Here is a 26,062-nt window from a genome sequence, read left to right on the forward strand (position 1 = left end):
CGAATATGGATATTATCGATTCATGTTTTTAATTTCATCTGCAAAAGTATCTTCATCTACATTTTGATCTATTAAAGAAAGTGCTTTATCTACAACATACTTAGCGTTGTCCGATTTAAAACCTAAACCAACACATAATCTTTCCAATAACGCAACTTGATCATCTCCCTTAATATTATCTGCATATACCATTCTAGATAAATCAAATAATCTTTTTAGTCTTGCATCATAACTAATCGGAGGATTGATAGGATGAGAAGCATAATCTTTTAATATTTCTTTATAATCATTCTCCGAAATATCAAGATTTCTAGCTAATCTATCTAAGAACGCTCTCTCTTCATCCGTAATTACACCATCACTCATCGCCACTCTAACGATTGCTGCGAAATGATCTTGATTTCTCTTCTGAAATCCACTATCAAATAAATCAGATATTGACATCATGTACTTTTATTTATTTTCCGCAAATATAACCAAACTATACTCCTTTTAAAATTTAATAAGCTAGATTTTTTTATTGGCCTAATTGCAAATAAAAACACAAGAATCTAATACTAAAAAAGATCATCAACAACTCCTAATATTTCTATAAACCCTTTTTTGTCAAAATAGTATTCCGTAATTTCAATGAAACAAGTAATATAAAGTTGTAATTACCATCTATGTCATATCGACCTCTTTTAGAATTTACAGAAAAAGGAATCTATTGCGATATCGCTAAAGTATATCTAGATCCTTGGAAACCTGTAAATAATGCAATTATTACTCATGGACACGCTGACCATAGTCGATGGGGGCATAAAAGTTATATTACACATCACACTAACATTCCGATTATCAAACATCGACTAGGTGATATTAACGTTAACGGAAAAGAATATGGAGAAACTTTTATAATAAACAATGTAAAATTTAGTCTCCACCCGGCTGGTCATATCATCGGAAGTTCTCAAATTAGGGTAGAACATAAAGGAGAAATATGGGTTTTTACCGGAGATTATAAAATAGAAAATGATGGAATTTCGGTTCCGTATGAGCCTGTACGATGCCATACTTTTATTACAGAATGTACCTTTGGGTTACCCACGTTCAAATGGACTCCACAACAAGAAGTTTTCAATAATATAAATAATTGGTGGTTAGAAAACCAAACCGAAGGAAAAACATCAATTCTTTTCGGATATTCTTTAGGAAAAGCGCAACGTCTTCTAAAATATTTAAACCCTGAAATTGGTAAAATTTATACGCATGGTGCTATCGAGAATATGACGAATGTGATACGGCCTATGGTTTCCTTCCCAGAGACAACCTTAATTACTAGAGAAACCAAAAAGGACGATTTTATTGGAAATATTGTGATAGCTCCTCCTAGCACACATGGAAGCACCTGGATCAGAAAAATGGTGCCTTATGTAACCGCTTCTGCAAGTGGATGGATGGCCTTTAGAGGAGCGAGACGACGACGAGCAATTGATAAAGGATTTGTACTTTCTGATCATTGCGATTGGGATGGATTATTAAACGCTGTACAAGAAACTGGAGCTACTAAAATTATAACCACACACGGATATACCGAAATATTTTCTAAATATCTTAGAGAATTGGGATATGATGCGCGTACAGAAAAAACGCAGTATGAAGGTGAACTTGTCGAAATAGACACCAAAAAAGAAAGTGAGGTTACAGAATGAAACTATTTGCAAACCTTATTAAGACTTTAGATAGCACCAATAAAACCAATGTAAAAGTAAACGCATTGGCTTCTTATTTTACAGAAGCTCCAGAAAAAGATAAAGTATGGACTATCGCTATCCTCTCGCATCGCAGACCTCCAAGACCTGTGAATACTACATTACTTAGAACCTGGGCATCAGAATTAGCAAACATTCCGCTTTGGTTATTTGAAGAATCTTACCATATTGTTGGAGATTTGGCAGAAACTATAGCTTTGATAATTCCTGCATCAAAAGAAAGCTCTACAAAGACACTTACACAATTTCTAGAAGAGATGATAGCTCTGAAAAAGCAATCCGAAGAAGAAAAAAAGGCATATTTACTAAAAAACTGGAAAGTCCTTAACTATTATGAACGTTTTGTATTCACTAAACTAATTACCGGTGGTTTTCGAATTGGAGTCAGTCAAAAATTAATGACTAGAGCGTTATCCATAGCTACACAAATTGATGAAGATATATTAGCATATAAATTGATGGGTAACTGGGATCCTAATACTATTTCTTTTGAAGACTTAATCTTAAGAGAAAATGAATCCGATTTTCTTTCAAAACCCTATCCCTTCTACCTAGCATATGCTGTAGAAAATGAAGTTTCGGATCTGGGAAATGTGGCAGATTGGTATGCTGAACATAAATGGGATGGAATTAGAGCTCAAGTGATTATTAGAAACAACGAAATTTTTGTTTGGAGTCGCGGAGAAGAATTGGTGACAGATAAATATCCAGAATTTCAGAAGTTTCTAGGTATTATACCTAACGGGACCGTTTTAGATGGCGAAATTCTACCTTTTCCTAATGGAGAAATCGGATCTTTTAACGATCTACAAACCAGAATAGGGAGAAAAACCGTTTCTAACAACTTGCTTCATAAAACTCCTGTTATTCTAAAAGCATATGATATGTTAGAATGGGAAGGAAATGACATTAGAAACCATCCATTTTCTGAGCGTCGTGAATTATTAGAAAAACTATTTCAAAAAGTCTGTGATTCTAAATTTTATATAAAACACGAAACACCATTACATCTCTCCGAGAAAATGACTTTCAATTCATGGTCAGCAGTAGCTGATGAGCGAGAACGATCTCGAGATGTTAGGTCAGAAGGTTTAATGTTGAAAAAGAAAGATTCACCTTATTTAGTAGGTCGAAAAAAAGGTGATTGGTGGAAATGGAAAGTGGATCCCTTAACTATTGATGCAGTACTTACTTATGCGATGCGAGGACATGGACGAAGATCTAATTTATTTACGGATTACACCTTCGGGCTCTGGAATGATGATAAAACGGAGCTTGTAACTTTTGCCAAAGCATATTCTGGACTAACCGATATAGAATTTAAGGAAGTTGACAAATTCATAAAAGCAAATACATTAGAACGTTTTGGACCAGTAAGAAGTGTTACTCCAGAGTTAGTATTCGAAATTGCTTTCGAAGGAATTGCCCTATCCAAAAGACATAAAAGCGGAATTGCTACTCGATTTCCTCGTATTTTAAGATGGAGACAGGACAAAAAAATTGATGAAGCTAATTGTTTAGAAGATTTAAAAGCATTAATTCCAAATGTAACCAGTGATTCATGACACAAAAAGAACTTTTTGCGATCGCAGAATCTTGGTTCCAACAACAACAGTGGAAATCTTTTCCTTTTCAAAAGCAAAGTTGGAAAGCATTCTTACAAGGTAAAAACGGATTACTAAATGCACCAACCGGAAGTGGAAAAACCTATGCACTATGGATTCCTATTGTTCTAAATTACATAAAACATAACCCAGGTTATCAAACGAAACACAAAAAAGGCTTAAAAGCAATATGGATCACACCGCTAAGAGCACTTTCGCAAGAGATTAAACAAGCTACAGAAAGATTTGCGGATGATCTAGATACACAATTTACGGTAGGAATAAGAACAGGAGATACTTCTCAAAAAGAAAGAGCAGCACAAAAACGTTCTATGCCAGATTTGCTCATTACAACTCCAGAAAGTTTACAACTGTTGCTTGCTTCAAAAGGATATGATAAAACTTTTAAAGATTGCACTGCTATCATAATTGATGAATGGCACGAACTATTAGGAACTAAGAGAGGAGTTCAAATCGAATTAGCACTATCCAGACTAAAAACAGTTTCTTCTTCACTTAGGATTTGGGGAATATCTGCCACTATCGGAAATCTAGAACAAGCACAAGAAGTATTATTAGGACATCAATCAGACGCTTTACAGAACTCGGTGTTAATCAAAGCTACTATTAAAAAGAAGATTAAAGTTCAAAGCATTATTCCCAAAGAAATGGAAACCTTTCCCTGGCGTGGGCACTTAGGTATTCATTTATTAGACGAAGTTGTCCCAATTATCAAAAGAAGTAAAACCACATTACTTTTTACTAACACGCGAAGTCAATGCGAAATTTGGTTTCAAAAAATACTACAAAAATATCCAGAGTTTGCAGGAGAAATGGCAATGCATCATGGAAGCATTAACAAGGAAACACGGCTGTGGGTAGAACAAGCTATTAGAAATGAATCTCTAAAAGCGGTAGTTTGTACTTCTAGCCTAGATCTAGGGGTCGATTTTGCTCCAGTAGAAACTATTATTCAGATTGGAGGGCCAAAAGGAGTAGCTCGCTTTTTACAACGTGCTGGTCGTAGTGGTCATCAACCTGGTAAAACCAGTGTTATTTATTTTTTACCGACACACGCCATCGAATTGATTGAAGCATCTGCTTTACAACAAGCAGTAAAACATAACACCGTAGAAGATCGCATTCCCTATTTAAATAGCTTTGATGTATTGGTTCAATACCTTACTACCTTAGCTGTTTCTAATGGATTTTATCCTCAAGAAATTTATCGCGAAATTAAGAATACCTTTTGCTATCAAACAATCTCCGAAGATGATTGGAGATGGATACTAAATTTCATCACCATAGGTAGCCAAAGTCTGCAGCAATATGATGAATATAAAAAAGTAGAAATTCTAGAAGATGGATTATTTAAAGTTAACAACAGAGGAGTCGCTATGCGACATCGTCTACAAATAGGAACTATTGTAAGTGACGCCGTATTAACTGTAAAATATCTAAAAGGAGGATATATCGGCAGTATCGAAGAATGGTTTATTTCAAAATTAAAACCAGGTGATGTTTTTACCTTCGCGGGAAGAAACCTAGAACTTGTAAGGATAAAAGAAATGAAAGTTTTGGTACGAAAATCTTCAAAAAAGACTTCTAAAGTTCCAAGTTGGATGGGTGGTAGATTGACACTAACTTCCCAAATGTCAGAATTACTCCGCAACGAATTATACAAAGCCTCATCTAAAACTGGTAAAAAAAAGTCTCTGGAGTTAAAAGCACTTTCGCACATATTTAAGAAACAAGAAGAAGAAAGTATTATTCCTGGATCTGATGAATTTCTAATCGAGACTTTTAAAACACGAGAAGGATATCATGCTATTTTTTACCCTTTTGAGGGTCGATTCGTTCATGAAGCTTTGGGAAGTTTGTTGGCTTATAGAATCAGCCTTTTATTTCCAATCTCTTTTTCCATAGCGTTTAATGATTACGGTTTTGAACTACTATCGGACCAAGAGATTGATATGCAACAGGTAATTGATAACGATCTTTTTTCTAAAGATCATATGCATAGTGATCTTCAAAAAAGCTTAAATGCAACCGAAATGGCCAGACGTAAATTTAGAGATATCGCTGTAATATCAGGAATGGTATTTACCGGATATCCTGATAAAGTACTAAAAAGCAAACATCTACAATCCAGTTCACAATTGTTATTCAATGTATTTAGAGATTACGAAACTGAAAACCTATTATATCAACAAGCCTTTATAGAGACTTTTGAACATCAATTAGAAGAAGGAAGGTTACAAAAAGCCTTAGAAAGAATAGAAAATCAATCTATTATTTGGAAATCCTGTAAAAAAGCGACTCCTTTTTCATTTCCTATTATTACGGATCGATTGCGAGAAAAATTATCCAGCGAAAAACTCGAAGATCGTATTAAAAAGATGGTAGCTTTGTTATCCAAAAAATAATGCTTCATTGAAATCACAAACTATACAAATACAAAATCAAAACTTTATCCTTCATCCTACGGGTGCGATGTTTTGGAAAGAAAAAGACATGCTTTTGATTGCAGATTTGCATTTAGGAAAAATATCTCATTTTAGAAAACATGGTAGTGCAGTGCCACAAGATGCTATCATCAAAAATTTTGAACAATTAGACACAGTTATCCAAACCTTTACCCCATCTAAAGTTTGTTTTTTAGGAGATCTTTTTCATAGTTTTATTAATAATGAATGGATATTATTTTCAGAATGGGTATCTAACACTAAGGCTCAATTTCTGTTGATTATAGGAAATCATGATATCATCTCTCCTCATAAATATGAAGAAATAGGTATAAAGCTCGGTACAGAATTAATTTTAGATAATTTTCTACTTAGTCATCATCCCGAAGAACGAGAAGAACTCTTCAATTTCTGTGGTCATATTCATCCTGGAGTACTTTTAGAAGGTTTAGGAAAACAACGCTTACGGTTAGCTTGTTTTTATCAAACCGAAAATCAACTTATCCTCCCCGCTTTTGGAGAATTTACTGGCAACCATACCTTAGATATTATAGAAAAAGTTAAAATATATGCTATCACAAAAAAGGAAGTTATTTTAGTATCTCAATAACAAAATAGTATGCAAAACCAAAAACATCTTTTTGATCTATCTCCTGAGATAACCTATTTAAACGGAGCATATATGGCTCCACAATTAAAATCAGTTACCGAAATAGGTCTACAATCTGTGCAAAGAAAAGCACATCCTAATGAAATCTTACCAGAAGATTTCTTTACTGAAAAAGAAATTCTAAAACAGCGTTTTGCAACATTGATTGATGCTCCAGATTACAGTAATACGGCTATTATTCCTTCTGTTTCCTATGGTATTGCGAATGCTGCGAACAATGTGACCATTAAAAAAGGAGATGAAATCATTCTGGTTGACGAACAATTTCCTAGTAATGTGTATATCTGGCAAGAAGTTGCCAGAAAAAATGGAGCAACTATCAAAATTGTTAGACCTCTTGTTGAATTAGAAAACAGAGGTAAGCGTTGGAATGAAAATATTCTGGAAGCTATCAGTAAAAACACAGCGGTAATTGCCATGCCACATGTGCACTGGGCAGATGGTACTTTATTTGATCTGAAAGCCATTCGCGAGAAAACCAAAACAGTAAACGCGATGTTAGTCATCGATGGAACTCAAAGTGTAGGTGCTTTCCCTTTTTCTATACAAGAAATTGAGCCGGATGCTTTGGTTTGTGGTGGTTATAAATGGTTATTAGGCCCCTATTCTATTGGCCTGGCTTATTACAGTGATGCTTTTAATAATGGAACACCAATAGAACATAATTGGATGAGCCGGTATAATAGTGAAGACTTTTCTGGACTTACCAAATACGAAGATCGATATCAGGAAAAAGCAGCTCGATATTCTGTAGGCGAATCAAGTAATTTTGTATTAACACCGATGATGATAAGAGCCTTAGATCAATTGATAGAATGGCAACCAAAAAACATTCAGGAATATGGGAAAAATATTTCTCAAAAAGCTATACAAAAACTCCGAGAATTAGGTTGTTTTATTGAAGATGATTCCTTTAGGTCTCATCATTTGTTTGGCATCTATCTTCCTAATCATATCAATCTAGAAAAACTAAAGATTCAATTAAAAAAAGAGCAAATCTTCGTTTCATTTAGAGGAAATGCTATACGAGTTTCTTGTAATGTATATAATTCTGAAAAAGATTTTGAAAAACTACTACTTCAATTCTCTTAATAAATCAGACGTTCTTTTTTTGGATACGTTTAGATAGCTGTTATATTTGCTATAAAATCTTCGCTACGTGAGTCAAATCTTAATCACGCAAACTTTTGCACAGTCTCAGCAATTGCAGAAACTGGGAAATGCTATTGCCCAATCTGAAAGTAAAATTCATTTACAAGGTCTTATAGGATCTTCATTATCCTTTATAATTGAAAATTCTTTTCTACAAGCAGAAAAACCTTTTTTATGTATTTTTAATGATAAAGAAGAAGCAGCTTATTACCTGAACGATTTAGAACAATTGTTAGGGGATAAAAATGTTTTGTTTTATCCTGGTAGTTATAGAAGACCATACCAAATTGAAGAAACCGATAATGCCAATGTTTTATTAAGAGCAGAAGTATTAAACAGAATTAACTCTCGTAAAAAGCCCGCACTTATTGTTACTTATCCTGATGCATTATTCGAAAAAGTAGTAACCAGAAAAGAACTCGAAAAAAACACATTAAAAATTTCTAATGGTGATACTTTATCTTTAGATTTTGTAAACGAAGTATTGTTCGAATATCAGTTCCAAAGAGTAGATTTTGTTACTGAACCTGGAGAATTTTCGGTACGAGGTGGTATAGTAGACGTATTTTCGTTCAGTAATGATGAGCCATATCGTTTGGAATTTTTTGGTGATGAAGTAGATAGCATTAGAACCTTTGACGTAGAAACTCAATTATCGACAGAACAAATTAAAAAGATCACTATCATTCCAAATGTCGAGAATAAAGCAATGCAAGAAACCCGGGAGAGTTTCTTAAAATACATTGCACCTAAAACCGTCATTTTTGCAAAAGATATTGATCTGTTATCTACAAGAATTGATAAAAATTTTGAAAAAGCTAAAGATGCCTTCAAAACACTTTCTGAAGATATCAAACATGGTACACCAGAAGAACTTTTTGCTTCTTCGGAATTAATCAAAAAACAACTACTAAATTTTACATTAGTAGAAATAGGAAACAGGCCTCTAACTAAAGCCGATTATGCTATAAAGTTTGACACAAAACCTCAGCCTTCTTTTAACAAGCAGTTTGATTTATTGATTAAAAACCTTAACGAAAACCACGAAAAAGAGTACAAGAATTATATTTTCTGCGTAAGCGAACAACAAGCTAAACGTTTCCATGATATTTTTGATGATGCTGATTTAGATGTAAAACAATATGAAACAATTGTATTCTCTGCGTTTCAAGGGTTTATAGATCATGATCGAAAAATAGCTTGTTACACGGACCATCAGATTTTTGAACGCTATCATAAGTTTAATCTAAAAAGTGGATACGCCAAAAAACAAGCGATCACACTAAAAGAGCTTACTAATCTAGAAGTTGGTGATTATGTAACGCATATAGATCACGGAATAGGAAAATTCGGTGGGCTCCAAAAAATAGACGTAGAAGGTAAAAAGCAGGAAGCTATCAAGTTGATTTATGGAGAACGAGATGTATTATACCTAAGTATCCATTCTCTTCATAAAATCTCCAAGTTTAATGGTAAAGATGGTAAACCGCCTCAAATATATAAGCTCGGTTCTAAGGCTTGGAAAACGTTAAAACAAAAAACAAAAGCAAGAGTAAAACATATTGCTTTTAACTTAATTCAGTTATACGCAAAAAGAAAACTTCAAAAAGGATTTCAGTACAATCCCGATAGTTATTTGCAACACGAATTAGAAGCCTCTTTTATATATGAAGATACTCCTGATCAAAGTACTGCAACAGAAGCTGTAAAAGCGGACATGGAAAGCGAAAGACCGATGGATCGATTAATTTGTGGTGATGTTGGTTTTGGTAAAACTGAAGTTGCCATAAGAGCTGCATTTAAAGCCGTAGATAATGGAAAACAAGTCGCTATATTGGTTCCAACCACTATTCTTGCTTTTCAACATGCTAAAACATTTAGAGAACGACTAAAAGATTTTCCAGTAGTGGTAGATTATGTAAATCGTTTCCGTACTGCCAAACAAAAAAGAGAAACCCTAGAAGATCTAGCTTCTGGAAAAGTTGATATTATCATAGGAACGCATCAATTGGTAAATAAGAATGTTAAATTTAAAGATCTTGGATTATTAGTAATCGATGAAGAACAAAAATTTGGTGTATCTGTAAAAGACAAGTTAAAAACGATCAAAGAAAATGTTGATACACTTACATTAACTGCTACACCTATCCCAAGAACATTACAGTTTAGTTTAATGGCAGCAAGGGATTTATCTACAATAACTACACCTCCACCAAATCGATATCCAATTGAAACCAATGTTATTAGATTTACTGAAGAAACGATTAGAGATGCGGTGAGTTATGAAATCCAACGTGGGGGACAGGTATATTTTATTCACAACAGAATAGAAAATATTAAAGAAGTAGCTGGTATGATACAACGTCTAGTTCCTGATGCTAAAGTAGGTATTGGGCACGGGCAAATGGATGGTAAAAAGTTAGAAAGCTTGATGCTCTCTTTTATGAATGGAGAGTTCGATGTACTTGTGTCTACTACTATTGTAGAAAGTGGATTGGATGTACCAAATGCAAATACCATTTTTATCAATAATGCTAATAACTTTGGACTATCAGACTTACATCAAATGAGAGGTCGTGTCGGTAGAAGTAATAAAAAGGCGTTCTGTTATTTTATTACACCGCCATATTCTGCAATGACAGAAGATGCAAGAAAACGTATTACTGCTTTAGAAATGCATTCTGATTTAGGTAGTGGATTTAATATCGCTATGAAAGATCTAGAAATTCGTGGAGCTGGTGATTTATTAGGAGGAGAACAAAGTGGATTTATTAACGAGATTGGTTTCGACACGTATCAAAAAATACTAAATGAAGCCATAGAAGAATTAAAAGAGAATGAATTTGCGGAATTATATGAAGATGATAAAAAAGAAAAGGTATATCTAAAAGATACACAGATTGATACCGATTTTGAATTATTATTCCCTGACCATTATATCAATAATATTACTGAGCGACTTAACCTGTATACAGAACTTAACGGCATTAAAGATGAAAGTGGATTACAGGAATATGAAAAGCGATTAATTGATCGATTTGGAGAATTACCCGATCAAGCAATTGATCTTTTAAACTCTGTACGCATCAAATGGATTGCTACATCAATCGGTATTGAGAAAATAATCATGAAACAAAATAAACTTATTGGATATTTTATTAGTGATCAACAATCTAATTTTTACCAAAGTCCTGCATTTTCCAAAGTACTTCAATTTGTACAAAAGAACCCAAATGTCTGCAAGATGAAAGAAAAAAACACAAGGAATGGATTAAGACTATTGCTTACTTTCGAAAATATTAACTCTGTTAATACTGGTCTTCAAGTGTTGCAACCATTAAAATTTACAACTAATGAATCCCAAGCTTCTTAAGTATTCTTTAAATTATAAACGTTAAAATTAACTGCAAACGTTATAAAACAAAAAACCATTCGTCGATGCAAAATTGCATTTCAACGTCATTTTAACCGTATTTAACTATAAAAAACAATTAATACTGTTTTAAATTTCTAATTTCATTTCAGATTATAAGTACTAAACCAACTTAAATTATGAGACGAAAAGAAGAATTTAGTTTTTTAAAAGGATCTTTATCAAGAAAAATAAGTAGTGATATTCGGAATAACAATAGACTTTATGCTATCAATTATTCTAATGTAGAAAGAAGGTTTGCTGAAGAATTAGAAAACTATAAAAATCACCCCGAACTTATCGATATAGAAGAATTTTCCATGAATTATTCGTTTGGTTACCATTATAGTAATGATATTGATGATCTTCATAGTAAAGAAGCTATGTTTATAGAAGTTAAGAGTTATCTGCAAAATCTAAGAATGTGCGCTTAGATCTAAAAACTATAATTACTACAATAAAATCTCTACTATCCTAATTAGTATCTTATATAAAGAATACATCTTATTCCAAAAAACATAGCTTCTTGCATTAGAATAATTCCTATATTTCCTATCCAAAGGAATTTACTAAAAATCCTCCGAAACCACCATTATACTTGAAATGTCAGGTTAATGACGGGTCAAAGTCAAGTCAAAAAATTTGAGATTTTATCTCTTACAACTAATATTGCTGTATCAAATGAAAACAAGTTCTAGTAATTCTACTGCAGGGAATACTACTTCACAAGAAACGAAAAACTTAAAAATCATGGAACAACCAGCATTAGGTATTAAAATATCCGAACTAAGAAAATCCAAAGGACTTACACAGGAAGAACTCGTAGAACAATGCAATATTAGTGTACGAACTATACAACGCATTGAGGCGGGAGAAGTAACTCCAAGAAGCTACACAATAAAAACAATCTTATCGGCACTGGATTATGACTTAGAAAAAATACAAACCGAAAATTCTAAAGTAGCTAAAGAATTTAAAAAACTTTTTCTTCTTGATATTGATGACAGTAAAGAAGCTAGTTTTTTAACTAGACAACTGACCATATCTTGGATTAGTGGTATTGTATATTTTATTCTTGGATTTGGAGAATTTGCATTGGACTATTCAAGATATTTTGGTAGTGAAATGTTAGTCTCGACCGCACTTTATAGCGTATTAAAATTGGTAATTCTTATAGCGATTATACTTTTTATGAGAGGTTTTATACTTTCTGGCAAAATTTTTAAAAACTACTTATTGAGAATAACTGCTTTTATATTTACCTGTATGACAATCATTTTCTACACCTATGATTTAATATCCTTACACATAGGTGAATTGGATTTTACCTACATAATTGGTGCTCAAGCTGTCACTTTTGGAGTTATTGGTATTCTTTTAGGAATCTCGGTAATTAGACTTCAAAATGCACTAGGAATGTTAGCAAAAACCACGGGTATCTTCGAAATTATTGCCTACGGATGTATGGCTACTGTTATATTAGGGTTTCTTGGATATTTTTTACTTACGCCTACTATTATTCTTGAAATAATCCTTCTGTATAGAATTTCTGAAATGCTTAAAGCTAAACAACAAGAAACTGACTTAGCATAATCTCTTTTTTATTTTAAAAATAATTCATCAAAATCATTGAATTGACCTTCTATGACAGGGAATTCTATGTCTAATCTCAATTAAAAAACATGAAAAAATATATTAAAACTTGTTCTATTTTCATTCTAAGTTTAGTCTTAGTCTATTATCTTTTTGAACCAATATTCTTATATAATATTGGTTGGAAGAACAAGCCCAATACATCTAATATTCAACCGGTTCAAACACATAATGATTTCATATTAAATAAAGCCGATAGTATTCTTAAGAAGATCTATAAAAAATTAGAAGCGCCAGCTGTATCAATTGCAGTTGGTCAAAATAATAAAGTCATATGGTCCAATGTTATCGGATATCAAGATATTGAGAATAAGACCTTAGCAGATCTTACTACTAAATTTAGAATTGGAAGTACCTCAAAAGCAGTCACTTCTTTAGGAATAGGTGTTTTGCTTCAAAACAATAAACTTAATTTAGACCATCAAGTAAAACAATTCGTATCATATATAGAAGACCCTCTTAAAGAACTAACTTTAAAACAATTAGCATCACACACTTCAGGAATAAGAAATTATGGAGCTTGTCTTTGTTTTCCTATTTGGGAATATTACAACAACGATTCTTATTCTAGTGTGGAAGAAAGTGTTTCATTATTTAATAATGATGAATTATTATTTACTCCTGGTGATAATTTTAGTTACAGCAGTTATAATTATACCCTTCTTAGTGCGATGATAGAAGAAGCTTCAGGAAAACCCTTTCCTGAATTCATGAAAGAATCTGTATTCGAACCATTACGTGCTAAATTCATTGTTGAGGAAACTTCAGAAACTATAAAAGACGTCGCAGAATTTTATGATGTAACTGATCAAAAGTATAAAAAGGTATATCCTGTTAACAACAGTAATAAATGGGCTGGTGGAGGTTTTTTGGCATCTCCAACCGATCTCATCAAACTAGGAAATGCTTTTCTAAATAATGAATTATTCGATAAAAACATTACTGAGATACTTACAACACCTGTACTACTTAACAATTCTGAAATTAACGAACAGAATTATGCTATTGGTTGGAGGAATGATACCAAAGATATATTTAAAAATGGATCACAAATAAACATATGGCATCATGGAGGTATCGCCAATGGATCCATTTCATTATTAATGTTATTTCCAGAATACAATCTATCTATATCAATACTAGCCAATAAAAATGGTTCATCATCGGATTTATTCGAAAATGTATATGCAATTGCAAAAATATTTATACCCCAGAAAAAATAACGAAATGAAAAATATAAAATTACAACTTTCTAAAACGACACCTTTCAGAATACTATTTTATAATTCCTTTGACTTGTAAAATATTGTATAACATAATTTTTGATTTAAGAATTATTAATGCCAGAACATTTATCGACAATCAGAATTTTGTCTAATCTTTACAAAAGAAATATTTACGCGTCATTCGTAAAGTGTATGTTTTGTTTGGATTAACCTTCAAATTATAGATTAGACTTTTATCATAGCTAGTAGAAAATATCTATTGATCCAAATTGACCCATACACCTCCAATACAGGAGACTGCATAAACACCATTTCCACAAGATGTAGGAACCAATACTATTGCCCCCATATTCCCTTTACAAGATTCACCAACCACAGGGCATACATTGTTTTGTAAACCTCCTCTAATTTCTTTTTTAGCTATAGAATTAAGCATTTTTACTCCCCGTAATTTTAAAATTGATTTTAACATACCATATTTAATTTTAACAATATATAACCTGAACATTTTATCGACAATCAGGACTTTGTCGTCTCTTCACGAAAAAAGGTTTATTCGTACTTAAGTTCCAAAAACTATTTTCTGTTACCCGTATATCAAAAAAAAGATCGAAATCTTACGATTTTGATCTTTTTAATATTCGAATTAGCCTTATAAACATTTACTGCGGACTAAAAAGGTCCACCAACAGGTCTGCAGAAACATCCCGCACAGATATAAGGATAATCACACTCGCTATCAGAATGACATTCAGAATTTAATCCTCCTCCTCCATTGATTATTTGTTGTTGTTCTTTGTTTAATTGTTTTACTCCTTGCTGAGTCAAAATCGATTTTAACATGATGAATTTATTTTAAGATTAATTTGTATTGTGGGTATAAGTTACAAAATAAAAAGAGAAAAATTCCCTGTTTATGTTAATTTAAAATTAATGTTCGATGCCGCTTTCAATAATTCTTAAATTCTTAGTGCCAGCATCTGAGATATATAATACCTTTTGGTTCTTACTAGCCAAAATTCCGTTTGGAAAATTAAATGTGGCTTCAGAAACATCTCCATCCTCATTACCTAATGCACTTCCTGCAAATACTTCAAAATCATTTTCTTTATTTGGATTGATCTTATAAATCCTATGTTCTCCTATTTGAGTAGCAAAAAGAAAACCTCTGGCATACGTCAAAAACCCTAAAAAATTAGCATTTGGTGCTTCTGCAGGTAATTCAGCAATAAAAGTGAGTTCACCGTCTTTAAACTTATGAATTTTTCTGTCATTAAAGTTTCCGATATATACATCTCCTCTCCTATCGAATGCAATTCCGGCTGGTCCGTTAATTGGTGACCCTTCATACAACTTAGTAATTGTATTATTTTCTGATAACAAATTGATCGTATTAGTATTATATTCTACAAACAACATATCATTGGTACCTGGTATTCTTTTTATACCAGCTGGAGAGATTGCCTGAATACTATCCAATTGTGTGCCTTCTTCTGAATACTTATAAATCGTATTGGCAAAATGATCACAAACATAAATTTCATCATTTTTATTAATACCAATACCATTTGGAGAAACAAGACCATCCACAAAAACGGTTACTTCTCTAGAAGGAGTCATCTTATAAACCGTATTTCCAACAAAATCAGACCCATATAAATTTCCTTTTCGATCTATAGCTAATCCATCGTGAAATGAACCATCTGTCACCGTTTCTACAGTGGTTATTACATTAGGAACTTCACCCGGTCTACAGGCAGTAAATAATAGGAATGAAATAAGGATAGATAAGGTGATCGATGAGCATATTGCTTTCTTTACTACGGATAAAAAATTAACTGTTCGTTTCATTTGATATAATTTTAAAAGTTATACTCAAAACTGAGCCAAAAAACTTTAAAAATCGACCGAATGTATACGCTGAAACATTTTATGAGGTCTGTAATGCTTTTATATAGTTACTAGGTGTCTCGTTTTTAATCATTTTAAAAGCCTTGTTAAAAGTCGATTTCGAATTAAACCCAGAATCTAACGACAATGCTAAAATAGTATGATTAAAATGTTCTCCTTTTTGAATTTTAGAAATAAATTCTTGAACCCTATAGGTATTTATATAATCATAAAAACTACAGTGATGTATATTATTAAGTAACCAAGAAATATTATTAGTAGAGGTATTAAGTTCTTTAGAAAGATCTTTTAATGTCAGTGCATTATTTAAATATATCTTCTTATGAACCATAAGATCTTCTAGATTCTTTTTTAATATTTCCAATTCTTCACCATTCAATCGTCCTTTTTGTAATGTTTTTTTCTTCACGAGTGGAACCCTAAATATTTCGGGTTGTTTTAGGCTAAAAAATCCCACAATGTAAATAAAAATAGGAATTGACATCCAAATAAGATGATAGCTTATAAAATACAACTCCTTAAATCTCATAAAATAGTTAGCATAGCTTATGATCCATAAAATCATAAAAACAGAAATTCCAGATAAAAAAAATCTTAGATAGGTCTGTACTTTTTGGGAATAAGAAAGATTGGCTTTTTCGGCTGTTTTATAGATACTAAGTAAACGATATGATATAGCAATATATATTACATTACTTAGTAAACCTGAAGTTTCTACAATAAAATAAACAAAATCGAAACCACCTTCACTGATTATAATTTGTAACTCTTCTCTAGTATAAAATAAAGTCCAACTAAAAAACAAAATATGAAGAAAAGCAGGAATAAAATGATACCAAGAAATTTTATAACTCGGAGACTCATTAAACGTCAACCTTCTTATATATGTATATAGTAAAGGTCCAAAAACAAAAATCAATGTATCAACAAACCCAGCAATTCGAAAAAATAAAGCTCCAGAAAATCTAGGATAAAACACTCTACCTACAAGCATCAAACAGGCTATTAATAATATAAAAGATAGAATCTTATTGGCTAATTTGTTTTTATTATGAAGCAATAAAAGAGTAATCGCAAGAAAAACTCCTTGACTAATTCCTAAGAACAATAGTAAATCAACAATTCCAAATGAATTCATATATAAGCTATAAAAGTTCCTTTCTCAAATCTAATCAAATTAAAAAATTTGAACGACCGTTTGGGTACGCTCACACTTTAAAAAAGCATTTCTACTCTAGAGAAATTAACTTTTCGACCTAAATTATATATGATTTTTATAAAAAAGTGGAGAAATCACACTTTTAAGACTATTAAGCTCTTTATCAGATAATACTTCTCTTTCAGAAATAGTTATACACTCTTCCATCTGTTTTTTTGTCCTAAATCCAACTACAGAAGAAGTGATAGCTTTATGGTTTAGCACAAACTGGATGGCCATTTGACACATAAATCGATCTTCTTTAGACGATTCCCGTAATTTTTCAACAACCATATCAACATCAGAAGAACTATATTCTAAGTACTCCGTTGCTCTTTTACCAGCTAGTAGCCCCTTTGCTATGGATCCTCTCGTTAAAACTCCAATTGTATTTTTACTTAATAATTCCAAGCAATATTCTTCTGGTCGTCTATCTAAAAGACTATATTGCATCATCACACTAGAAATATTAGATTGATTTACATATTCTCTTATTACATTTGGTCTAATCGATGAAATACCATAATACCTTATTTTGCCTTCTTTTTTTAAAGTTTCAAAAGCATCTATAGTTTCTTCAATAGGATCATCAATAGTTCCTCCATGTAATTGATATAGATCTATATAATCAGTCTTTAGGCGAGTTAAACTCTTTTCTACAGAATTTATAATATATTTTTTACTTGGATTCCAATCCCAGCCTTCTCCAGTATCCCTAGGTTGATTCCCTACTTTTGTCCCTATAATGATCTTATCTCTAAAACTTTTAACGGCCTTTCCTAACATTTCTTCGTTATTACCATTTTGATATATATCAGCAGTATCAAAATAATTAATCCCTTTATCAAACGCTACATGGATTAGTTCTTTTGTTTTTTCAAAATCTTCTTCAAGAGACATACATCCAAAAGATACTTCACTAATCTCCATATCCGAATTACCAAGTCTGCGATATTTCATTTATTACTTCGTATTAAGACTAATTATTAAAAATGATAAAAAGCATCTTCGAGATGCTCAATCTTCGTACCCAACTTATTTTTAATTATTGCTATAATATCAAAACGCACCTCTTGATCAAAATCGTTTTCTTCTACATAATGATTAATTGCTTTGACCAATAATTGTATTTGCTTTGGTTTTACAAAATCCTGCGGATTACCAAACTCTGGTGTGCTTCTAGTTTTTACTTCGATCACCACTATTGTATCATTATTTTTGGCTATAATATCGATTTCAGCCTTTAGATATCTATAATTTTGTTCCAGAATTTTATATCCTTTTTTTTCTAAAAACTCAACAGCTAATGTTTCTCCTTCCTTACCAAGTAAATTATGCTCTGCCACCCTATATATACTTTAAGATTACAGATTCCTTTTTTACTTCCAAAGAAATTTCTGCCCCCATAATTAATGCTCTATTATCTTCAATATGCCCCATCGGAAAATCAAATACTACAGGAAAACTGTACTCTTGTACAACCTCTAAAATAATTTCTTTAGCATTTTTCCCAAAAGAAATATTATTATCATGCATCTTAGTCATTCCTCCAACAATTAAACCAGATAATCCATCAAAATATCCATTGCGTTTTAAATTCTGGAGCATTCTATCAATATGATATAAGTATTCGTCTAAATCCTCAATACAGAGTATCTTTCCTTTACAATCAATAGATGATTTAGAACCACAAATAGAATATAAGATTGATAAATTACCACCTATAACCTTTCCTCTACAATTTCCTATTTTATTCTTTTCGAAAGAGGGAATCTTATACTCCATCTTTTTCCCAAATAAAGAATCATATAACGATTGTCTTGATTCTTCACTACCTTTATGAATATCTACTGGCATTGCGGCATGAATTGTAGGAATTCCTAAATTATGAATATGTGCATGTAATACTGTAATATCAGAGTAGCCAATAATCCATTTTGGATGTTTCTTAAAATTAGAAAAATCTAACAGATCTATTATTCTTATTGTACCATAACCTCCTCGAGCACACCATATAGCTTTTATTTCATTATTATCTAACATTCTCTGAAAATCCTGCCTTCTATCATCATCCGTACCTGCGAATTGGTTATACTCTAAATCTATCGTTGATCCCGCAACAGGAATTAAACCCCATTTTTTTGCAATATTAATAGCCTCACTAATTTCTTTAAAACTAATTTTTCGTGCAGTAGAAACAATGGCTATTTTATCTCCTTTTTTAACAAAATTAGGCTTCAACATTTCTTAAATTTTTCATTTTAGGATACTAATTAACAAATGTTTTCGTTCTAAACTATTATATTACACTGAAAATCGTCCCTTAACACTAATTAAACCTATTGCCTATGATCTCTGATACTTCTTGTAACTTAGCATCGTTAGACCCTTATGTACCCTCGGCTGAGAATCCTTGGAACGTAAGCAGAATAAATCATTTATACCGAAGAGTAGCCTTTGGAGCTACTAAAACACAGGTTATTGATGCGTTAAATCAGAACAACCCCTCAGCATTAGTAGATTCCTTGATTGATGAAGCAATTGCATTGGTTCCGACTGCTGCCCCAGAATGGGCTTTTTGGAATCGAGATCAATTTGAAGCCGCCGAAATGGCTAACGAGGACAATGATATTAATTTTTATCAGGATGAGGGTAAAAGACAAATGATATATGATTTTGTGCAAAACGGATTGAGAGATCGTTTAACACTGTTTTGGAGTAATCACTTTGTTACTGAGGATCAATCATACCGAAGTCCTGCTTATCAATATCAATATTATAATCTTCTTCAATTTCATGCATTAGGTGATTTTAGACAATTTGTATATGATATTGGTATATCTTCTGCTATGTTGGTATATTTAAATGGAGATGAGAACACAAGAGACAGACCTAATGAAAATTATGCCAGAGAATTATATGAGTTATTTACATTAGGTGTAGATAATGGATATAATGAAAATGATATCATAGAAACCGCAAAGGCTATTACCGGTTGGGTAGAGACTAATGATATTCCTTGGGGACCTATTACTTTTAATCCTGGTCAATTTAGTAATGACACGAAAGATATTTTTGGTCAAACCGCTAACTTTGGATATTATGGACTTGGAAGCCCTGATGACGTAATTGCGCATTTGTTTGCTCAACGAGAAACATTAATTGCTAATTTTATTTGCGGTAAACTATATGCTTATTTCGTAAGTCCCACTTGTAATGAAGCAATCGTAGCCGAAATGGCACAAACATTTATAACAAATAACTTTCAGATTGCACCGGTATTACGTCAGCTTTTTAAAAGCGAACACTTCTTTAACCAAGAAGCTATAGGAGCCATTATTAAAAGTCCAATCGATCTATTTGTTACTCATTTTAAACAATTGAACTTTGAATCTCCTCCTACACTAGCTACTTTAAATTCCTTATTAGGAAGAACGACAACAATTGGTCAAGAAGTACTAAATCCAATTGATGTAGAAGGTTGGCAAGGAGATGAAGATTGGATTAGTCCTGATTATTTAATTGGTCGATGGGAAGGTATTCAAAGTATCATAAATACTTTTTACGCTCAGAATCAAACACAGTTCAGCGACTTCTTAAATGGTCTTCCCATTGGAACTTTAGCTGATGGTTTTGTAAATAACACATTACAAGGAGAACAGGTTAACATCGTGGTAAAAGCAATTTTAGATTATTTTCTGCCTAGAGGATTAGAAGATCAAACCTTGTTCGATGAAGCATTAGCTATTTTTAAGGAATTTTATCCAGAAAATTATTATGAGCCAGATGCTGTAGCACCTATTCTTTGGACCCTAGATTTATCTGGAGTTCCTGATCAGTTTTATGCGCTACTAAGTCACATTGATGAATTGCCTGAATTCCAACTTAAATAATTAACCTATGTGCGATACACACCACCCCAAAAATACAAAAGCAAACGTTAAAGAAGGCGTTTGTAATACTGATGATCACAAAAAATGGAATCGTAGATCTTTTTTACAGGCATTAGGACTTGTAGGAGGAGGATCTATGATGTTAGCAAATACAAATCTTACTGTTTCTAGACCTTCTCCTCTATCCGTAGCTTTAAGTCAGGCAGAAACAGATAATATTTTAATTATATGTAGACTTGGTGGAGGGAATGATGGTTATAACACCATTATTCCAGTAAATCAATATGATATTTATGCAAATGCCAGACCTTTAATAAAAATACCTCCTAGTGAATTTATTAATCTAGAAGAAAACGAATACGCAATGCCTAAACCTATGAATAAATTAGAAAATTTATGGGGTGACGGGCAAATGAAAGTAGCCCATGGAGTAGGATATGAAGATCAAACGTTATCACATTTTAGAGGTACGGATATATGGGCGAATACCAATTTAACTGAAGAAGAACGTTCAGGTTTTATGGGTAGATATTTTCAAAGATTATATCCTAGTTATATCACTGATCCACCACCAAGTCCACCTTCTATTCAGATTGGTAGTATTGGTAACCTAATTTTTAGAGGTCCAGAGAACGATTTTTCTTTTGCTATTTCAGATCCCAGAAGATTAGAAGCCTACATCGAAAATCAAGGTTATAGTTTGGACCCAGCTCCTGATTGTACATATGGTGATCGGTTAAATTTTATTAGAGAAAGTACAAACGTAACATATACATATGCCGAAGCAATCTCTGAAGCATTTAATAGATCAACAGATTTCGGAGGATATTTAGAAGATGATAGTTTCGCTAGGCAAATGCGTATTGTCGCTCGTCTGATAAAAGGAAACCTAGGAACGAAAGTGTATATGGTTACACTTGGAGGATTTGACACTCATAACAATCAAATACAAAGACATCAACAGTTACTAAATTCTTTCTCTGAAGGTATTAGTAATTTTTACGCAGATTTACAAGCTTCTGGTTGGGACGATAAAGTTCTTACTATGACGATATCTGAGTTTGGAAGAAGACTCGTAGAAAATGGTTCTTTAGGAACTGATCACGGTACTGTTGCTCCAATGATGTTTTTTGGTACAGGACTTAATGGTAATGGTTTTATTGGAGAACATCCAGACTTACCAGATAACCCTAGTGTTGGATTCAATGCAGAAAGTACTAATGATTTTAGACAAATCTATTCTACTGTTATGAAAGAGTGGCTCTGTATAGACCCAAGTACTGTAAGTGACGCCTTACTTGGCGAGGAGTTTGAATCTTTAGATTTAGGCTTTACTTGTGGTGGAGTTAGTCCTAATATCCCTGGAGATGGAGAAACACTATCTCATATAGTGACTTATGATGGAGGGCAAACTTTCATAAACATTAATAATCCAGAAACTACACATGTAGATATCACGTTATTTAACATTATTGGACAAAAAGTAGCCACATTAAGAAACGAAATGCTACTAGAAGGTGAACACGTGATTGACGTAAAAGAATCTGCTGGAACAAGATTAAGTACAGGTCAATATGTATATAGAATTGAAACCGGAGCAGGTGAGTTTAGCAAATCATTGTTAATTTCTTAATATAGCAAAAGCTATAAAGTAAATATATAACAAGTCCCTTAGTATTAATACTAAGGGACTTGTTATGTTATATCGTTAACTCTAAACGGTATAAACAAATACTAGTTAATCATAAACGAATACTAAAAGAGCTACAGCAATACAGTTTTAAATATTTAGTTTAAAATCATTTTTATTGGAAAAAATGATTATTAATAAACAATAACAAAAGTTATCATAATAAAAACTAAATATTTCTTAACAAGAAACTAATTATCAGATAATTACGTTCCAATAAAATAAACTAACGTAAATTCTTAACTAACTCAATCTATTTATGCTAACAACAAATACTTCGTGTAATGTTGCTTCATTAAACATCTATTCCCCAACAAACTCAAATCCCTGGAATAGACAAAAAGTTAATCATTTGTACAGAAGACTTGGTTTTGGTGCTACTCCAGAAATGGTGAGTAACGCACTTAATCAAAATCCTGCTGACCATATTGATAGTCTTATTGATGAAGCTTTGAACCTAAATCCAACTCCAGCACCTGTTTGGGGTTATTGGATAAAAGATGATTTTGACGCAAGACCAGATAATGCCTTTTCATATAGAAGGGATTGGAAAAATCAAATGGTGGCAGATATGTTTCAAAATAATCTTAGAGATCGTCTAACTTTATTTTGGAGTAATCATTTTGTAACAGAAGATAACACATATCAAAGCCCAGCGTATATGTTTCAATATTACAATTTGATACAACTTCATTCTTTGGGTAATTTTAAAGATTTCACAAGCGACGTGGGGCTTTCTTCTGCTATGCTTATATATTTAAACGGATATGAGAATACGAAAAACAGACCTAACGAAAATTATGGAAGGGAGTTATATGAACTCTTTGCCTTAGGAGTAGACAATGGATATACCCAAAATGATATTGTTGAAACCGCAAGAGCTTTAACTGGTTGGAACGAAAGAGAAGAACGCTGGGGTCCAATTACTTTTGATACTAACAAATTTGATAGTGATGATAAAACAATTTTTGGTCAAACTGGAAATTGGGATTATTATGATGTAATTAGAATTTTATTTGAACAAAGACCTCAACAAATAGCAGCATTTATTTGCGGCAAACTCTATCGCTACTTTATTAGCCCAGCTACCAACGAAACTATTATCAATCAACTTGCTCAGACCTTTTTAGATAATAATTTTGAAATAGCTCCTGTACTAAGACAACTGTTTAAAAGTGAACATTTTTTTGACCAAAAAAGTTTAGGTGTTCAAATTAAAAGTCCTGTTGATGTACAAATTAACTTTTTTAAAGACTTAGGTTTTGAATTACCAGCAGATTTTGAATTTAACAACAAAATACGCGGAGGATGTCAAGAGTTGGGGCAAGAATTATTAAAGCCAGTTGATGTTGCTGGTTGGCAAGGAGATAAAGATTGGATAGACTCTAACACAATTACCACAAGGTGGGACAGAATTGGTTGGTATCTATGGAGAGCTTGGAGGCATAATGAAGAGCAATTCAGAGTGATCGGCAAGGCTGTGAGTGACGAAAACTCTAATGATGTTGAGTTAGTATCTCGACAAATTATGGATAATTTTTTATCTAAAGAGCTTATTAGTGCTACAGAATATAGCCAAGGTTTAGAAATTTTTAAAGATCAAGTTCCTGAAAATTACTTTGAAGATGGCACTTGGAATCTTGATTGGGAAACTGCTCCCAAACAGGTCTATAGCCTTTTACAATTTCTAATAACAATCCCTGAATTCCAACTTAAATAATAACATCATGTGCGATACTCATTATAAAAATTTCACACCAAAATCTGGTAGCTGTAATAATCAAGAACATAAGAAATGGAACCGTCGTTCATTTTTACAAGCTTTAGGAATCGTTGGTGGAGGTACTATGGCATTTGCTAACACCGCTTTGTCTGTATCAAAACCTTCTCCACTATCCGCTGCTCTAAATGAATCAGAAAATGATAGAGTCCTAGTAATTGTAAGACTTAAAGGTGGAAATGACGGATTAAACACAGTAATCCCAATCAATCAATACGATACATATGCCAATGCACGCCCTAATATAAAGATTCCAGAAAATCAATTATTCAACCTTAATGATGATTATGGAATGCCCAATTATGCTAATAAATTTGAGAAATTATGGGGAGATGGTCAGATGAAAATTGTGCATGGAGTAGGATATGAACAAAGTGCATTATCACACTTTACAGGTTCCGATATTTGGGCAACCTCTGATGTAACTGATCAAGAAAGTTCTGGTTGGATGGGAAGATATTTTGAAAACCTATATCCAGATTATTTATTAAGCCCTCCTGATCGTCCTGCAGCTATACAGATAGGAAGTAGTGGGAATCTTATATTTAATGGAGACCAAAACAATTTTGCTTTTTCTGTAGCTGATCCAAGAAAACTTTATGAAATAGCTCAAAATGGATCTCTTTATGACCTAAGTAATCTTCCTGATTGTACACACGGAGAAAAAGTAGGTTACCTAAAAGGAGTAGCAAATACTACATTTACATATGCAGGAGTAATTAACGATGCCTATGAAAGTACTTCTGATTTTGGCAACTATCCTGACAATAGATTATCACAACAACTAAGTGTCGTTTCTCGTCTTATCAAAGGAAATTTAGGTACCAAAGTGTATTTTGTAACCTTGGGTGGTTTTGACACACATAATGACCAATTAAATAGACAAGAAGAATTGATGACTCAATTGTCAGAGACTATGTCCTATTTCTACGATGATCTTAAAGACGCTGGATGGGATGATAAAGTAGTTTCCATGACAATTTCGGAATTTGGAAGAAGAGTAAAAGAAAATGGATCTCGTGGAACAGATCACGGAACTGCGGCTCCAATGATGCTTTTCGGAACAGGACTGGATGGAAATGGTTTTATCGGAGATCATCCAGATTTGTCAAATCTAAATAATAATGGAAATCTATATAATACCAATGATTTTAGACAAGTTTATGCTTCCATTATGAAGGAATGGTTATGTATAGACAGTAATATTGTTGATCAAACTCTTTTAGATCAACAATACGATCCATTAGATCTTGGTTTTGGTTGTAATAGTTTAGGTACGGATGAAGAAATCCCAACCTTCGAAAATTTCGGTCATACAGTTACATATACAGACAACCAATCATTTCTTCATATTACCAATGCGCAGGCTGGTCATGTAAATGTGGATTTGTATAGTATGAGTGGACAAAAAATAGCAAATCTAAAAAATGAAATGCTATTAGAAGGAGAACACGTCATAAACGTAAAAGAAGCTGCTCAAACTACACTATCCGAAGGGTTTTATGCTTACAGAATAACTAAAGGCAAAAAACGATATAGCAAACCCGTTATGATCTTATAACAATTATAATACATCAAAATTATTTTAAACAGTATCAAGATTCTTTCTTGATACTGTTTTTTCTATTAAAAAGAATGTTATTTATAATTAAAC

Annotated in this window: 21 protein-coding genes; 13 read left to right on the forward strand and 8 right to left on the reverse strand. The window is 32.6% G+C overall.

All coding sequences use genetic code 11. From position 1 onward, the window contains the following. Positions 1-12 precede the first annotated feature (12 nt). Complete coding sequence (locus tag NMK29_RS19285) at positions 13-444, reverse strand: TerB family tellurite resistance protein (RefSeq protein ID WP_108803250.1); 432 nt, start codon at positions 442-444, stop codon at positions 13-15. A gap of 221 nt (positions 445-665) precedes the next feature. On the opposite strand from NMK29_RS19285, the gene NMK29_RS19290 reads away from it, so the two are divergent. From NMK29_RS19290 to NMK29_RS19330, 9 genes are all read left to right on the forward strand, one after another. After that, on the forward strand, positions 666-1,694 hold the full coding sequence (locus tag NMK29_RS19290) for a ligase-associated DNA damage response exonuclease (RefSeq protein ID WP_108803251.1): 1,029 nt from the start codon (positions 666-668) through the stop codon (positions 1,692-1,694). After that, complete coding sequence (locus NMK29_RS19295; RefSeq protein ID WP_108803252.1) at positions 1,691-3,319, forward strand: ATP-dependent DNA ligase; 1,629 nt, start codon at positions 1,691-1,693, stop codon at positions 3,317-3,319. The genes NMK29_RS19290 and NMK29_RS19295 overlap by 4 nt, the downstream gene beginning before the upstream one ends. After that, positions 3,316-5,784: a ligase-associated DNA damage response DEXH box helicase gene (locus NMK29_RS19300; RefSeq protein WP_108803253.1), complete on the forward strand. Its 2,469-nt coding sequence runs from the start codon at positions 3,316-3,318 to the stop codon at positions 5,782-5,784. Before NMK29_RS19295 ends, NMK29_RS19300 begins: the two co-directional genes overlap by 4 nt. A gap of 7 nt (positions 5,785-5,791) precedes the next feature. Beyond that, entirely contained in the window at positions 5,792-6,433 is a 642-nt protein-coding gene (gene pdeM, locus NMK29_RS19305; RefSeq protein ID WP_255411770.1) for a ligase-associated DNA damage response endonuclease PdeM, read from the forward strand. A gap of 9 nt (positions 6,434-6,442) precedes the next feature. Then, a complete protein-coding gene (locus NMK29_RS19310) occupies positions 6,443-7,585 on the forward strand; it encodes an aminotransferase class V-fold PLP-dependent enzyme (RefSeq protein WP_108803254.1) in 1,143 nt (380 codons plus the stop codon). 67 nt (positions 7,586-7,652) lie between these two features. Next, positions 7,653-11,018, forward strand: a complete 3,366-nt coding sequence (gene mfd, locus NMK29_RS19315) for a transcription-repair coupling factor (RefSeq protein WP_254097267.1) — start codon at positions 7,653-7,655, stop codon at positions 11,016-11,018. 179 nt (positions 11,019-11,197) lie between these two features. Further along, entirely contained in the window at positions 11,198-11,491 is a 294-nt protein-coding gene (locus NMK29_RS19320) for a hypothetical protein (protein WP_108803256.1), read from the forward strand. A 247-nt stretch (positions 11,492-11,738) separates the two neighbouring features. Further along, a complete protein-coding gene (locus tag NMK29_RS19325) occupies positions 11,739-12,650 on the forward strand; it encodes a helix-turn-helix domain-containing protein (RefSeq protein ID WP_108803257.1) in 912 nt (303 codons plus the stop codon). A gap of 89 nt (positions 12,651-12,739) precedes the next feature. Further along, the gene (locus tag NMK29_RS19330) at positions 12,740-13,933 is read left to right on the forward strand and encodes a serine hydrolase (protein ID WP_108803258.1); all 1,194 of its coding nucleotides are present in this window, start codon (positions 12,740-12,742) and stop codon (positions 13,931-13,933) included. Positions 13,934-14,192: 259 nt separating this feature from the next. On the opposite strand, the gene NMK29_RS19335 is transcribed toward NMK29_RS19330, so the two are convergent. From NMK29_RS19335 to NMK29_RS19365, 7 genes are all read right to left on the reverse strand, one after another. Next, a complete protein-coding gene (locus NMK29_RS19335; protein ID WP_159092202.1) occupies positions 14,193-14,408 on the reverse strand; it encodes a hypothetical protein in 216 nt (71 codons plus the stop codon). 200 nt (positions 14,409-14,608) lie between these two features. Next, positions 14,609-14,779 (reverse strand): hypothetical protein, encoded by a 171-nt coding sequence (locus NMK29_RS19340; protein ID WP_159092203.1) that lies wholly within the window; start codon positions 14,777-14,779, stop codon positions 14,609-14,611. 87 nt (positions 14,780-14,866) lie between these two features. Further along, on the reverse strand, positions 14,867-15,787 hold the full coding sequence (locus NMK29_RS19345; RefSeq protein ID WP_108803260.1) for a hypothetical protein: 921 nt from the start codon (positions 15,785-15,787) through the stop codon (positions 14,867-14,869). Positions 15,788-15,866: 79 nt separating this feature from the next. Continuing rightward, positions 15,867-16,985, reverse strand: a complete 1,119-nt coding sequence (locus tag NMK29_RS19350) for an AraC family transcriptional regulator (protein ID WP_108803261.1) — start codon at positions 16,983-16,985, stop codon at positions 15,867-15,869. A gap of 123 nt (positions 16,986-17,108) precedes the next feature. Then, the gene (locus tag NMK29_RS19355) at positions 17,109-18,005 is read right to left on the reverse strand and encodes an aldo/keto reductase (RefSeq protein WP_108803262.1); all 897 of its coding nucleotides are present in this window, start codon (positions 18,003-18,005) and stop codon (positions 17,109-17,111) included. A gap of 26 nt (positions 18,006-18,031) precedes the next feature. Then, a complete protein-coding gene (locus tag NMK29_RS19360) occupies positions 18,032-18,391 on the reverse strand; it encodes a YraN family protein (RefSeq protein ID WP_108803263.1) in 360 nt (119 codons plus the stop codon). Between the two features lies 1 nt (position 18,392). Next, complete coding sequence (locus NMK29_RS19365; protein WP_108803264.1) at positions 18,393-19,289, reverse strand: LD-carboxypeptidase; 897 nt, start codon at positions 19,287-19,289, stop codon at positions 18,393-18,395. 104 nt (positions 19,290-19,393) lie between these two features. Between NMK29_RS19365 and NMK29_RS19370 the strand changes: the two genes are divergently transcribed. The 4 genes from NMK29_RS19370 to NMK29_RS19385 all read left to right on the forward strand — a co-directional run bounded on the left by NMK29_RS19370 (position 19,394) and on the right by NMK29_RS19385 (position 25,969). After that, on the forward strand, positions 19,394-20,938 hold the full coding sequence (locus NMK29_RS19370) for a DUF1800 family protein (protein ID WP_108803265.1): 1,545 nt from the start codon (positions 19,394-19,396) through the stop codon (positions 20,936-20,938). Positions 20,939-20,945: 7 nt separating this feature from the next. Continuing rightward, positions 20,946-22,571 carry a DUF1501 domain-containing protein gene (locus tag NMK29_RS19375; RefSeq protein WP_234424258.1) on the forward strand — a complete coding sequence of 542 codons (1,626 nt, stop codon included), beginning with the start codon at positions 20,946-20,948 and terminating at the stop codon, positions 22,569-22,571. Between the two features lie 316 nt (positions 22,572-22,887). Then, positions 22,888-24,348, forward strand: coding sequence for a DUF1800 family protein (locus NMK29_RS19380; RefSeq protein WP_108803266.1), 1,461 nt, complete (start codon positions 22,888-22,890; stop codon positions 24,346-24,348). Positions 24,349-24,355: 7 nt separating this feature from the next. Beyond that, a complete protein-coding gene (locus NMK29_RS19385) occupies positions 24,356-25,969 on the forward strand; it encodes a DUF1501 domain-containing protein (protein ID WP_108803267.1) in 1,614 nt (537 codons plus the stop codon). Positions 25,970-26,062 lie beyond the last annotated feature (93 nt).

The sequence above is a fragment of the Aquimarina sp. Aq107 genome (assembly GCF_943733665.1).
Classification (GTDB): domain Bacteria; phylum Bacteroidota; class Bacteroidia; order Flavobacteriales; family Flavobacteriaceae; genus Aquimarina.

Bases quoted from the DNA above. Each gene is read 5' to 3' on its own strand.
- NMK29_RS19285 (WP_108803250.1), bottom strand. From the start codon at position 444: ATGTCAATATCTGATTTATTTGATAGTGGATTTCAGAAGAGAAATCAA.
- NMK29_RS19290 (WP_108803251.1), top strand. From the start codon at position 666: ATGTCATATCGACCTCTTTTAGAATTTACAGAAAAAGGAATCTATTGC.
- NMK29_RS19295 (WP_108803252.1), top strand. From the start codon at position 1,691: ATGAAACTATTTGCAAACCTTATTAAGACTTTAGATAGCACCAATAAA.
- NMK29_RS19300 (WP_108803253.1), top strand. From the start codon at position 3,316: ATGACACAAAAAGAACTTTTTGCGATCGCAGAATCTTGGTTCCAACAA.
- NMK29_RS19310 (WP_108803254.1), top strand. From the start codon at position 6,443: ATGCAAAACCAAAAACATCTTTTTGATCTATCTCCTGAGATAACCTAT.
- NMK29_RS19320 (WP_108803256.1), top strand. From the start codon at position 11,198: ATGAGACGAAAAGAAGAATTTAGTTTTTTAAAAGGATCTTTATCAAGA.
- NMK29_RS19325 (WP_108803257.1), top strand. From the start codon at position 11,739: ATGAAAACAAGTTCTAGTAATTCTACTGCAGGGAATACTACTTCACAA.
- NMK29_RS19330 (WP_108803258.1), top strand. From the start codon at position 12,740: ATGAAAAAATATATTAAAACTTGTTCTATTTTCATTCTAAGTTTAGTC.
- NMK29_RS19335 (WP_159092202.1), bottom strand. From the start codon at position 14,408: ATGTTAAAATCAATTTTAAAATTACGGGGAGTAAAAATGCTTAATTCT.
- NMK29_RS19340 (WP_159092203.1), bottom strand. From the start codon at position 14,779: ATGTTAAAATCGATTTTGACTCAGCAAGGAGTAAAACAATTAAACAAA.
- NMK29_RS19345 (WP_108803260.1), bottom strand. From the start codon at position 15,787: ATGAAACGAACAGTTAATTTTTTATCCGTAGTAAAGAAAGCAATATGC.
- NMK29_RS19350 (WP_108803261.1), bottom strand. From the start codon at position 16,985: ATGAATTCATTTGGAATTGTTGATTTACTATTGTTCTTAGGAATTAGT.
- NMK29_RS19355 (WP_108803262.1), bottom strand. From the start codon at position 18,005: ATGAAATATCGCAGACTTGGTAATTCGGATATGGAGATTAGTGAAGTA.
- NMK29_RS19365 (WP_108803264.1), bottom strand. From the start codon at position 19,289: ATGTTGAAGCCTAATTTTGTTAAAAAAGGAGATAAAATAGCCATTGTT.
- NMK29_RS19370 (WP_108803265.1), top strand. From the start codon at position 19,394: ATGATCTCTGATACTTCTTGTAACTTAGCATCGTTAGACCCTTATGTA.
- NMK29_RS19375 (WP_234424258.1), top strand. From the start codon at position 20,946: ATGTGCGATACACACCACCCCAAAAATACAAAAGCAAACGTTAAAGAA.
- NMK29_RS19380 (WP_108803266.1), top strand. From the start codon at position 22,888: ATGCTAACAACAAATACTTCGTGTAATGTTGCTTCATTAAACATCTAT.
- NMK29_RS19385 (WP_108803267.1), top strand. From the start codon at position 24,356: ATGTGCGATACTCATTATAAAAATTTCACACCAAAATCTGGTAGCTGT.